This window comes from Burkholderia sp. BCC1644 (assembly GCF_902833225.1).
Classification (GTDB): Bacteria; Pseudomonadota; Gammaproteobacteria; order Burkholderiales; family Burkholderiaceae; genus Burkholderia.
In genome coordinates, this window is sequence record NZ_CADFEI010000002.1 from 405,363 (window position 1) to 416,791 (window position 11,429).

Consider the following 11,429-nt stretch of genomic DNA (forward strand, 5'->3'; position numbering starts at 1 on the left):
TCGTGACTCGTACCCGGCCGTGCGCCGGCCCGTGAAATCCGTCAGAGGACTCTACAACTGGAAATAAAAACTGTCCAGATCAGCATCGATCCGGACAGATTCAAAACCAATTCACACCATGAGAGGCCGCCAAAGCGACCGATGGCTCGAATTCCGTTCCAGTTCGCCTAACGTTCCGCCGTCAGGCTGAACAGCTCGCCGCGCAACGCCTTCGCGCGCTCGCTGCCGAACTGCGTCTCGAATTCGTCCTGCGCCGCCTGCCACGCGACCTTGGCTTGCGCGAACGTGCGCTCGCCGAGCTTCGTCAGGTGCAGCGCATGCGCGCGCGCATCGTGCTCGGACGCGGCCGTCGCGACGAAACCGTCGCGCTGCAGCGGCTTCAACGCGCGCAGCAGCGTCGTGCGATCCATCACGAGCTTGTCGGCGAGTTCGCTCATCAACAGGCCGGGCCGGGACGTCAGGTTCGCCATGATCGAGAACTGCGCGGGCGTCACGCCGACCGGGGCCAGATGGCGTTCGTACAGTTGCGTGACGAAGCGCGCCGCCTGACGTAGCGCGAGGCAGTTGCACGCTTGGGCAATCGAAGTGTCGTTCATGTTCGGCAATTTATATGTGCATATGCATAAAGTCAATGTACACTCCGCCGTAACCAGGCCGGCGGCCGGCCATCGCGTCAAGGAGACGGACATGGACTACATCGACAAGCTGCGGATTTTCCGGTCGGTGGTGGAAATGCGCAGCTTCACGCGCGCCGCCGACATGCACGGCCTCGCGCGGCCGGTCGTGTCGCGCGCGGTCGCGGATCTCGAAGCGCGCTTCGGCAGCCGGTTGCTGCACCGGACCACGCGTCAGGTGTCGCTGACCGAAACGGCCGAGCGCATCTACGAGCGCTGCGCGGCCGTGCTCGACGAACTCGACGCGCTCGAAGTCGAAGCGCAAACGCAAACGCGCGAACCCGAGGGCCTGCTGCGCCTCGTCGCGCACACGACGGCCGCGCTGAACCGGCTCGTGCCGCTGATCGCCGGCTTCAAGAGCGCGCACCCGAAGGTGCGCCTCGACGTCACGCTGACCGAGCGCCCGGTCGATCTGGTCGGCGAAGGCTACGACATCGGCATCGTCGTGCCCTACATGCTGACGAGCGAATCGACCGTCGTGCGGCTGGTCGAGCGCATTCCGGTCGTGATCGTCGCGACGCCCGCCTACCTGCGCGAGCATTCCCGCCCCGAGACGCCGGCCGATCTCGCCGAGCATCCATTCGTGCCGCTGTCGCCGTCGCTGCGCCGGCCCGCGCTGTCGTTTCGCGTCGACGGCGACCTGCTGACCGTGCCGTTTCGCTTCGACATCTCGTCGAACAGCCCCGTCTTCAACCGCGAAATGGTGATGCACGACTTCGGCATCGGCGTCGTCCCGAAAACGCTCGTCCAGAACGAACTCGCGTCGGGCGCGCTCGTGCAACTGCTGGCGGACGCCGACCTCATCGACGCGTTCGTCGAAATCAAGCTCGCGTACGCCAACCGCGTGCTGCTGCCCGCGAAGGTAAAGGCGTTCATCGACTACACGGCCGCCTATTGCGACCGCGAAGGCTGGATCGTCCCGGCGGCCGCCTGATGGCGATTGGTACAGCCACGACACCAATCTGATCCTGCCCCGCCCATCGCTTCACACAGCCCTGCGCCCTAACATGTGCACATGCACAAGATCACCCTCACCGACGACGATTGCTTTGCGGTCCGGCAAGCCGCCCGCCGGATCTCGCAGTTCTACGAGCGTTATCTGTCGCAGGCGGGCGTGACGCCGTCGCAGTACAGCATTCTCGCGCTGCTGCGCGACCGGCCGGGCCTGACGATGGCGGCGCTCTCGAGCGTGCTGGTGATCGAACGCACCGCGCTGCTGCGCGCGCTCAAGCCGCTCGTCGGCGCGGCGCTGGTGACGGGCATGATCGAGCCGCCGTACCGCCGCCAGACCTTCACGCTGACTGCCGACGGCGAAACGAAGGTCGCCGACGCGCACGTGCACTGGCTCGCCGCGCAGGAAGCGTTCGAGCGGCGCTTCGGGCCGACGCGGGCGGCCCGCCTGAGAGACGAACTGTTCCGGATCACGCACAACCTGCAGGAACGCTAGCCCCTTCCCCGATCGACGCGATGCCGTCGATCGTTTTGATTAGTGCATATACATAGGTGAAACGATGGAAACGACCCAAGCCGCTGCCGCGTCACGCGAAGCAGCCACAACCGAGCGGCCCGCAAAGCAGCGCAGCGTGCCGTGGATGCGCATCGCGGTAGGCGTCACCGTCGTCGTCGTGGCCGCGGCCGTGCTCGACTGGCTGTTCGTGCTGCGTTTCCAGGAGCGCACCGACGATGCGTATGTCGGCGGCGACGTGACCGTGCTCGCGCCGAAGGTCAACGGCTTCGTCGACAAAATTCTCGTGACCGACAACCAGCGCGTGAAGGCCGGCGACGTGCTCGTGCAGCTCGATGCGCGCGACTACGACGCGAAGCTCGCACAGGCGACTGCCGAAGTCGACAGCGCGCGCTCCGCCGTGACCGAACTCGAAGCGAAGCAGCAACTGCAGTTCGCGGTAATCGGCCAGCACGCGGCGGACAAGAACGCCTCCTCGGCCGAACTGACGCGCGCCGCCTCGGACCGCGTGCGCTACCGCGAACTCGTGAAATCCGACGCCGTGTCGAACCAGATCGTCGAGCGCGCGGACGCCGATTACTCGAAAGCCGGCGCGGCCGTCGAACGCAGCGACGCCGCGCTGCTCGCAGCGAAGCGGCAACTCGACGTGCTCGGCGCGCAACTCGCCGATGCACAGGCCCGCGTGAATACCGCGCTGGCCGCGCAGCGCGTCGCGGCGCTCAACGTCGAATACACGACGATCCGCTCGCCGGTCGACGGCTACGTCGGCAACCGCACGGGCCGCGTCGGCATGCTCGCGAACGTCGGCGTGCCGCTGCTGACGGTCGTGCCGGCTTCCGGGCTGTGGATCGATGCGAACTTCAAGGAAGACCAGTTGCGCAAGATGCGCGCGGGCGATCGCGTCGACGTCGCGCTCGATGCATCGAGCACGCGGCTGCACGGCCGTGTCGACAGCGTCGCGCCCGCGACCGGCGCGACCTTCAGCGTGCTGCCGCCCGAGAACGCGACCGGCAACTTCACGAAGATCGTCCAGCGCGTGCCCGTGCGCGTGCACCTCGATCCGCAGCCCGGTATCGAACACGTGCTGCGCCCCGGCCTGTCCGCGGTCGTGACCGTGCATACCGATCACGCGAACTGAGCGGGAGCAGGCGATGACCACCGCGTTTTCCGGCGACCCCGCGTCGCAACCGACCAGGCAGCGCGTATTCGCGTTCGCGCTGATGTGCATCGGCTTCTTCATGGCGACGCTCGACATCCAGATCGTCGCGTCGTCGCTGCGCGACATCGGCGGCGGCCTTTCCGCCAGCCAGGACGAACTGTCGTGGGTGCAGACGGCCTACCTGATCGCCGAGATCATCGTGATCCCGATGTCGGGCTGGCTGTCGAAGGTGATGTCGACGCGCTGGCTGTTCGTCGCATCGGCCGTCGGCTTCACGATCACCAGCATGCTGTGCGGGCTCGCGTGGGACATCAACTCGATGATCCTGTTTCGCGGGCTGCAAGGCGCGCTCGGCGCCGCGATGATCCCGACCGTGTTCACCACCGCGTTCGTGCTGTTTCCCGGCAAGCAGCGGCTGATCGCGTCGACGACCATCGGCGCGCTCGCGTCGCTCGCGCCGGCGATCGGCCCCGTGATCGGCGGCTGGATCACCGACCAATGGTCGTGGCACTGGCTGTTCTACCTGAACCTCGTGCCGGGCATCGCGGTGGCCGCGCTCGTGCCGCGCTACGTGCATATCGACGAGCCCGACCTCAGCCTCATCAAGCGCGGCGACTATCTCGGCATCGTGCTGATGTCGGGCTTCCTCGGCTGCCTCGAATACGTGCTCGAAGAAGGCCCGCGCAAGAACTGGTTCGGCGACGACGCGATCGTCATCTGCGCGTGGATCTCCGGCATCTGCGGTTTCCTGTTCCTCGTGCATGCGCTGACCGCGAAAGATCCGATCGTCGACTTGCGCGCGCTCGCCGTGCGCAACTTCGGGATCGGCAGCCTGCTGTCGTTCGTGACCGGCATCGGGATCTTCGTGACCGTGTTCCTCACGCCGCTGTTTCTCGCGCAGGTGCGTGCGTTCAGCTCGCTGCAGATCGGTATCGCGCTGCTGTCGGTCGGTGCGTTCCAGTTGCTCGCGCTGTGTGCGTATGCGTTCGCGGCGCGCTACTTCAGCATGCGTGCGCTGCTGGTGTTCGGGCTGATCTGTTTCGGCCTCGGCTGCTACCTGTACACGCCGATCACGCACGACTGGGGTTGGCAGGAACTGCTGCTGCCGCAGGCGCTGCGCGGCATCGGTCAGCAATTCAGCGTGCCGCCGATCGTGACGATGGCGCTCGGCTCGCTGCCGCAATCGCGACTGAAATCGGCGAGCGGGTTGTTCAACCTGATGCGTAACCTCGGCGGCGCGATCGGTATCGCGGTGAGCGCGACGATGCTCAACGACCGGCTGAATTTTCACTATCTGCGGCTGAACGAGCACGTGAGTGCCGGCGAACCGCAAGTCGCGTCGCTGCTCGATCGTCAGGCGGCTTACTGGGGCTCGGTGGCAGGCAATACGCTGAATACCGCGCAGGCCGGGCTCGCGAACCTGCATCGGCTGATTTATCGCGAAGCGCTGACGCTCACGTATGCCGACGCGTACTACGCGCTGTCGCTGTGCTTCGTCGTCGCGCTGCTTGCCGTCGTGTTTTCCAAGCCCATTACGTTGAACGCGCCGCCGCCGGACGCGCACTGAGATCTTCATCATGAAAAAGCTACTTCTCGCGCTGGCTGTCAGCGCATTCGCCGCCGGGTGCGCGGTGCAGCCCGCGCAGCATCCGGCGCTGCCCGAATCCGTTCGGACGCTCGCGCCCACCGCCTGGGACACGGACGTGCCGCGCGCGGACATCGACGCCGCCGCATGGTGGGCGCAATTCCACGATCCCGTGCTCGACAAGCTGATCGCAACCGTGCTCGACGGCAACCTCGATCTGCAGGCGGCCGCCGAACGCGTGAAGCAGGCGCAGGCGCTGACCGTGCAGAAGCGTGCGGTGCTGCTGCCCGAACTCGACGCGACCGCGCATGCGGCCGACGCGCGGCAGAACACGCCGCCGCCGCTCGGGTATGTCCGTCAGGCTGGCGCGGGGCTTGCGCTGAGCTGGTCGCCCGATGTATTCGGCGGCGAGCGGCTCGATTTGCTTGCCGCGCAGGCCGAACTCGTCGGGCAGAAACATGCGGAAGATGCGATGCGGCTCGCGCTTGCTGCCGATGCGGCATCCGCGTATGTCGATCTGCGCTGGGCGCAGCAGGAGTTGAAGATCCTGCAGGACAACGCGAAGATCCGGCAGCATGCGCTCGAACTCACGCGCAAGCGGCAGGCGTTCGGGTTGTCGACGGAACTCGACGTTACCCGTGCGCAGAACCAGCTCGATGCGCTCGAAGCGCGGATTCCGCCGACGCAGGCGCAGATCTCGCATCAGCTCAATCTGATCGCCGTGTATTCGGGGCGCACGCCGGAATCGGTCGATCGGCTCGTGTTGGTGCAGGCCGGGGACATTCCGGCGCCGCCGGTTGGCGCGCCGGGGACGCTGCCTTCGCAGGCGCTGTTGCGGCGGCCCGATGTACTGACGGCGTATGCGCAGGTCGAGCGGCGCGCGGCGCAAGTGGGCGTGGCGAAAGCCGAGCGGTATCCGAAGTTTTCGTTGAACCTGACGGACGGGATTCTGGCGGCTTCGTATCTCGGGTTGCCGACGTTGACCGATAACCTGTTCAGCGCGGCGTTGAGTGCGACGAGCCCGATCTTCAACGCGGGGCGGATTACCGCCGATATCTCGCAGAGCGAAAGCCGGATGCGTGAGTCGGAACTCGGGTTGCGGCAGACGATGCTGCAAGCGTTGCGCGAAGTCGAGGATGCGCGCGCGAATCTCGTCAGTTCCGATGAGGCGACGCGGAAGCTGGGTAGCGCGCTCTCGGCGTCGGACAAGGCGCTTGGGTTGGCGAATCAGCTCTATAAGGGTGGCGCGACGGATTTTCTGGATGTGCTGTCAGCGCAGGAGGTTTATCTGCGGGATTCGGATTCGCTCAATCAGCTCAAGCGGGAGCACGCGCTGGCGGCGGTGGCGTTGTATCGGTCGCTTGGGGGCGGGTGGAGCAGGAATGACGCGGCGGGTGGGCCGCAGACGGAAACTGACGCTGTGGCGAAAAACTAGGCGGGATCACGATACGGCGCCGGCTTCAATACTTGCCGGCGCCCCGCTCTTCAGCCGCACGATCCGAGACACTGGACCGTCGTCAACGCGATCGAGTAAGCCACGATCCACGCAATACCAAGCCCGACGATCACGGTGACGATACGTGTGACGAGCATGTGCCAGAACCGGACCGCAACGAACACGCCTGCCGCCAGCAGGAGCACGATGACGATCGGCCCGATCACATTCATCGCGAATTACAGCGGCGGCCGCTTCAGCTTCACCCAGCGCTGCACCGACGCCCGCTCCCACTGCGCACGCGCATAGTCGGCGAGGCGCTGCGGCACCGGATCGTCATTCAGCACCAGACGGTTCAGCATCACCGCCAGATCGACATCCGCAATGCTCCACTCGCCGAACAGGTTCACCGCGCCCGGCGCGAGCAGCTTGTCGGCAGCCGCGAACAGCTTCTGTGCGGCGGCCTGCGCGAGACTCGACAGCGGCTCGCTCGACGGGCCGTAGAACAGCACTTCGGTCGACCGTTCCGTGCGGATCGGCATCAGGTCGCTGCGCAGCCACGCCTGCACCTGCCGCGCCCGCGCACGCTGGCGCGGCTCGGCCGGATAGAGCCGTGCGCCGGGGAACGTCTCGTCGAGATACTCGGTAATCGCCGACGATTCCGACAACGCGAAATCGTCGTGCACGAGCGTCGGCACGCGTTGCGTCAGCGACGTCGCCGCATAGTCCGGCGCGAAATGCGCGCGGTTGCCGAGATCGACGGTCACCAGTTCGTAAAGCAGCGCCTTTTCCTCGAGCGCGACGAAGACCGACATCGCGTAGGGGCTCGTGTATTGCGCATCCGCGTAGAGACGGAGATTGCCGGTTTGCACTGCAGGCTCCTTGTGGGTGCGGAGATCGGCGACTGCCGGTTGGCGCGCCGACGGGCTCCGGGTGGTCGATGCGGTGTGTTCGACAGATTAGCAGCGGCGGGAATCGCGTTGTTTGCCGTTTTGTGTGCGCTGCCGCTGCGTGGTCATGCGGTGGCGGGCCAGCGGTATCCGATCACTTCGTTCAACGGGTACGCGAGTTCGCGGACTTCTTCCAGCTGGTTGCCGCCGAAGAGGTACACCTGTTCGGCGTCGTGACGCAGGTAGAAACCGACGTGCCCTTTCCAGCTCGTCGGGTCGTCACGCGTCAGGATCGCGATGCAGCCGTAGACCGGGCGGTCCAGCGGGCGGCCCCATTCGAGCCATGAGCGTGCCAGTGCGGAGCCGGTGCCGCGGAATCCGGCGTGTTTCATGCACCAGTTGACGAAGGACGAGCACCAGGAAATCTTGTCGTCGTAACCGACCAGGTTCGTCTGGTTGTTGTACTCGACGATGCGCGGGTTGATGCTACCGGGCGGATGGCGACGGATGCCGAGTTCGGCCAGGGCGACGGGCATCCACGGCGGATGGGCGGCCTCCGGGTTGCGCTCAGGATTTGATAGGGTCACGTCGTTCTCGGGCGAGTGTGATGTGTGCACAATCTTCGCACGAATGCGGAGGTTGGCAGCATCGTTCGGCCATCCAGCCGGATGGGTAGAGAATCGATCGCAGGCGAGGTTCGGGCGCGCGTTGTTGCGCGCCCCCGGGGACTCACATGTGCTGGGTGTCCGGTACCACGGTGTTGCCTTTAACCGCGCGTATCGACCCAGCGGCGTGCCCAGCGTGCCGAGTGCCGCAGCGCTTGCGCTTCACTCGCGAAGTAATCGAGCGAATAGAACTGGTAGCGGCCTTCCCCGGACGCGCTATCGATGCGTTCGAGCTGCAGGTTGGCTGAAAAACTGCCGTCGGGCAAACGATGCGCCGAGGGTTGGACGGCATAGCCGTTGTATTGATGATTTTGCATGTTTTGAATTTTTAATTTTAATAATGTTCGACTGCGCGCGTGCCGTGCGAAATGTGCACGGATGCGCCGACTCAAAGCCATTGCGGGCTGAATCAGAAGCAGTCGGAAAGCGAAAGCGAGGCGCTGTGGCCGGAGGGGGGAATGAAGTGCAACGAGGCGTGTGGCGCTTGATTAGCTGCTGAATGAACAGACGCAGCCAGGAACAATCGCGCCAACTTTAGGAGACAAAGCTCCGTGAGGATGTCGCTGCGACCCGGCGCCCATCGTGGGAGGCCGGGCCCTTCAAACTTTACAGCGGCTTGATGTTGGCCGCTTGCAGACCCTTCGGGCCCTGCTTCGTCTCGAAGCTCACTTTCTGGTTTTCAGCCAGCGTCTTGAAGCCGTCGGCACGAATTTCCGAGAAATGAGCGAACAGGTCGTCGCCGCCGTTGTCCGGCGTGATGAAGCCAAAGCCTTTGCTGTCGTTGAACCACTTGACGATACCGGTATCCATGAAGATTCCTTGAGAAAAAATATGAAGATTTGCCCTGTTGGAGAGCGCGTGAAGTTTCAAGGAGGGAGAGGACAACGAATACCGCCGAGGACAGCGAGCAATTGATGAACAGCAATCGGACTTCTTGGACTTCGGCGCATACACTAACCGCCGGGTTTGCTTGCGTCAACCGCTAACTTGTAACTGTTTTACCTCGCGATCCGCTTTTCGGACGAATCGATACGGCCCTAACAGGCTGCGCGCGTTGCCTGGCCGGGCGCGCGTTGCCCACGATCTCCGCACGAATACGCCGATCGGCCAGGCCCTTCCCGCCTTGTGATTTCCGTTCGATCCGACCGTATCATGTCGGCAGCCCCCGCCCCGATTCCCCGCCCGCCATGCGCATCACGCCGCTTCCGCCCCTGCAGTGCCTCGTCGCGTTCGAAGCCGCCGTGCGGCACGCGAGCTTCACGAAAGCCGCCGCCGAACTGCACCTGACCCAAAGCGCGATCAGCCGCCAGATCCAGCAGCTCGAGGAATTCCTCGGCCGCTCGCTGTTCGTGCGCGAGCATCGCTCGCTGCGGCTGACGATCGCCGGCGAGCAATACGCGGCGCAGGTCCACCATCTGCTCACGCAATGCGCGGAAGCCACGCACGACGTGATGAAACCGTACGGCGATCTCGAACTGACGATCGCGTGCTCGTCCGGCGTCGCGGTGCTGTGGCTGACGCCGCGGCTGCCGGACTTTCGCGCCGCGTATCCGAACATCAAGCTGCGCCTGATCGTGCGCGACGGCCTTGCGTCGATGTCGCCGGCGGAATTTGACGTCGGCGTCTACTACGTGCGCCAGCAGGCACCAGCCGAATACACCGTGCGCAAGCTCTTCGACGAGGAAGTGTTTCCCGTCTGCGCGCCGGGCTATCTGGCCGGCCGCACGCTGAACGCGGCCGACCTCGCGAACGAAACGCTGCTGCGCCTCGAAGACGGCCAGCGCCAATGGATGTCGTGGCCCGAATGGTTCGACATGAACGACGTCGACCGGCAGAAGCTGCAGCCGCAGGACATCATGATCAACTCGTATCCGCAGATCGTGCAGATGACGATTCTCGGCCAGGGCGTGTCGCTCGGCTGGCGCTACATGATCGACGCGTGCATCGAAGCTGGGCTGCTCGTGCGCGTAACCGAAGCGTCCGCGAGCCACGGCGGCGGCTATTACGTGATCTCGCCCAACGACCGCATGCAGAACCAGGCCGCCCGCCTGTTCACGCGCTGGCTGTTCGAACAGGCGGAGAAACAGACCGCGCCCTGAAGGTCTGAGCGCGATGCATGCGTGCAGCGCATGCGTGCATGCGAATCTTTCGTTTCAGAAAAAAATGCGCCTATCCGTAGCATGGGATTCACGCGGGGCAGCCGTCCCGTCTTCTGACAAAGGAAGAGACCATGCAAGGAACGCTTTCCCCGCGCGCCGCGCCTTCCGTCGATGCGGCCGTGCAGCAACGCCGCCGCGCCATCGTCGCGACCGTGATCGGCAACGGCCTCGAATGGTTCGACTTCACCGTCTACAGCTTCTTCGCGGTGATCATCGCGAAGCTCTTCTTTCCGACCGGCAACGAACTGACGTCCGTGCTGCTCACCGTCGCGACGTTCGGCGTCGGCTTCTTCATGCGACCGGTGGGCGGCATCGTGCTCGGCGTCTATGCCGACAAGGTCGGACGCAAGGCCGCGCTGTCGCTCACGATCCTGCTGATGGCGGCCGGCACCGCGCTCATCGGAATCGCGCCAACCTACGAACAGGCCGGCATCGCCGCGCCGCTCCTGATCGTCGTCGCGCGGCTGCTGCAAGGCTTCTCGGCCGGCGGCGAGATGGGCGGCGCCACCGCGTTCCTCACCGAATACGCGCCGCCGGAGAAACGCGCGTATTACTCGAGCTGGATCCAGTCGAGCATCGGTTTCGCGGTGCTGCTCGGCGCGGCGACCGGCACGTTCGTCACCACGTCGCTCGATACGCAGGCGCTGCATAGCTGGGGCTGGCGGCTGCCGTTCCTGCTCGGGATCATCGTCGGGCCGGTCGGGTACTTCATCCGCAGCCATATCGACGAGACGCCCGCGTTCAGCGCCGTCGAATCGCAGGCGAAGGAAAGCTCGCCGCTGAAGGAGGTGCTGTCGACCTACCCGCGCGAAACGTTCGCGAGTTTTTCGATGGTCATTCTGTGGACCGTCTGTACCTACGTGCTGCTGTTCTACATGCCGACGTATTCCGTGCGCACGCTGCATCTGCCGCAATCGACCGGCTTCGCGGCCGGCATGGTCGGCGGGCTGATGATCATGTGCTGCTCGCCGATCGTCGGCCGGCTCGCCGACGTGTGGGGGCGACGCGTGTTCCTGTCCGGCTCGGCGCTCGCGATCCTCGTGCTCGCGTGGCCGATGTTCGCGTGGATCAACCATGCGCCCGGGTTCACGTCGCTGATCGTGTTCCAGGCCGTGTTCGGCGTGCTGATTGCGACTTATACGGGGCCGATCCTCGCGGCATTCGCGGAGCTGTTTCCGACCAAGGTGCTGTCGACCGGGCTTTCGGTTGCGTACAACTTCGCGGTGACGATCTTCGGCGGGTTCGCGCCGTTTCTGATTACGTGGCTGATCGCACGCACGGGCAGCAACATGGCGCCCGCTTTCTACGTGATTCTCGCGGCGGCAGTCAGTTTCGTCGGGACGCGCTTCGTGAAGGATGCGAAGCGTGCGGCCTCCATGACTCGATAAGGAAATATC

The 11,429-nt window shown here is 64.9% G+C and carries 13 protein-coding genes; 7 read left to right on the plus strand and 6 right to left on the minus strand.

Annotated features, from left to right (window positions below):
* Positions 1 to 167: 167 nt before the first annotated feature.
* The gene (locus HWX87_RS05150) at positions 168 to 596 is read right to left on the minus strand and encodes a MarR family winged helix-turn-helix transcriptional regulator (RefSeq protein ID WP_176046093.1); all 429 of its coding nucleotides are present in this window, start codon (positions 594 to 596) and stop codon (positions 168 to 170) included.
* A gap of 91 nt (positions 597 to 687) precedes the next feature.
* On the opposite strand from HWX87_RS05150, the gene HWX87_RS05155 reads away from it, so the two are divergent.
* From HWX87_RS05155 to HWX87_RS05175, 5 genes are all read left to right on the plus strand, one after another.
* On the plus strand, positions 688 to 1,608 hold the full coding sequence (locus HWX87_RS05155) for a LysR family transcriptional regulator (protein ID WP_176046094.1): 921 nt from the start codon (positions 688 to 690) through the stop codon (positions 1,606 to 1,608).
* 81 nt (positions 1,609 to 1,689) lie between these two features.
* Positions 1,690 to 2,121 carry a MarR family winged helix-turn-helix transcriptional regulator gene (locus HWX87_RS05160; protein WP_176046095.1) on the plus strand — a complete coding sequence of 144 codons (432 nt, stop codon included), beginning with the start codon at positions 1,690 to 1,692 and terminating at the stop codon, positions 2,119 to 2,121.
* Between the two features lie 64 nt (positions 2,122 to 2,185).
* On the plus strand, positions 2,186 to 3,277 hold the full coding sequence (locus HWX87_RS05165) for an HlyD family secretion protein (RefSeq protein ID WP_176046096.1): 1,092 nt from the start codon (positions 2,186 to 2,188) through the stop codon (positions 3,275 to 3,277).
* Between the two features lie 13 nt (positions 3,278 to 3,290).
* The gene (locus HWX87_RS05170; RefSeq protein WP_176046097.1) at positions 3,291 to 4,865 is read left to right on the plus strand and encodes a DHA2 family efflux MFS transporter permease subunit; all 1,575 of its coding nucleotides are present in this window, start codon (positions 3,291 to 3,293) and stop codon (positions 4,863 to 4,865) included.
* Positions 4,866 to 4,875: 10 nt separating this feature from the next.
* Positions 4,876 to 6,318 carry an efflux transporter outer membrane subunit gene (locus HWX87_RS05175; RefSeq protein ID WP_176046098.1) on the plus strand — a complete coding sequence of 481 codons (1,443 nt, stop codon included), beginning with the start codon at positions 4,876 to 4,878 and terminating at the stop codon, positions 6,316 to 6,318.
* A 50-nt stretch (positions 6,319 to 6,368) separates the two neighbouring features.
* On the opposite strand, the gene HWX87_RS05180 is transcribed toward HWX87_RS05175, so the two are convergent.
* The 5 genes from HWX87_RS05180 to HWX87_RS05200 all read right to left on the minus strand — a co-directional run bounded on the left by HWX87_RS05180 (position 6,369) and on the right by HWX87_RS05200 (position 8,683).
* Positions 6,369 to 6,551, minus strand: a complete 183-nt coding sequence (locus HWX87_RS05180) for a hypothetical protein (RefSeq protein ID WP_176046099.1) — start codon at positions 6,549 to 6,551, stop codon at positions 6,369 to 6,371.
* 6 nt (positions 6,552 to 6,557) lie between these two features.
* Positions 6,558 to 7,190, minus strand: coding sequence for a glutathione transferase (gene yfcF / locus HWX87_RS05185; protein ID WP_176046100.1), 633 nt, complete (start codon positions 7,188 to 7,190; stop codon positions 6,558 to 6,560).
* Positions 7,191 to 7,333: 143 nt separating this feature from the next.
* The gene (locus HWX87_RS05190; protein WP_176046349.1) at positions 7,334 to 7,744 is read right to left on the minus strand and encodes a TIGR02594 family protein; all 411 of its coding nucleotides are present in this window, start codon (positions 7,742 to 7,744) and stop codon (positions 7,334 to 7,336) included.
* A 230-nt stretch (positions 7,745 to 7,974) separates the two neighbouring features.
* Positions 7,975 to 8,199, minus strand: a complete 225-nt coding sequence (locus HWX87_RS05195) for a hypothetical protein (RefSeq protein WP_176046350.1) — start codon at positions 8,197 to 8,199, stop codon at positions 7,975 to 7,977.
* Between the two features lie 280 nt (positions 8,200 to 8,479).
* Positions 8,480 to 8,683 carry a cold-shock protein gene (locus HWX87_RS05200; protein ID WP_006485974.1) on the minus strand — a complete coding sequence of 68 codons (204 nt, stop codon included), beginning with the start codon at positions 8,681 to 8,683 and terminating at the stop codon, positions 8,480 to 8,482.
* A 377-nt stretch (positions 8,684 to 9,060) separates the two neighbouring features.
* On the opposite strand from HWX87_RS05200, the gene HWX87_RS05205 reads away from it, so the two are divergent.
* On the plus strand, positions 9,061 to 9,972 hold the full coding sequence (locus HWX87_RS05205; RefSeq protein ID WP_176046101.1) for a LysR substrate-binding domain-containing protein: 912 nt from the start codon (positions 9,061 to 9,063) through the stop codon (positions 9,970 to 9,972).
* Between the two features lie 131 nt (positions 9,973 to 10,103).
* Positions 10,104 to 11,420, plus strand: a complete 1,317-nt coding sequence (locus HWX87_RS05210) for an MFS transporter (RefSeq protein WP_122171927.1) — start codon at positions 10,104 to 10,106, stop codon at positions 11,418 to 11,420.
* Positions 11,421 to 11,429 lie beyond the last annotated feature (9 nt).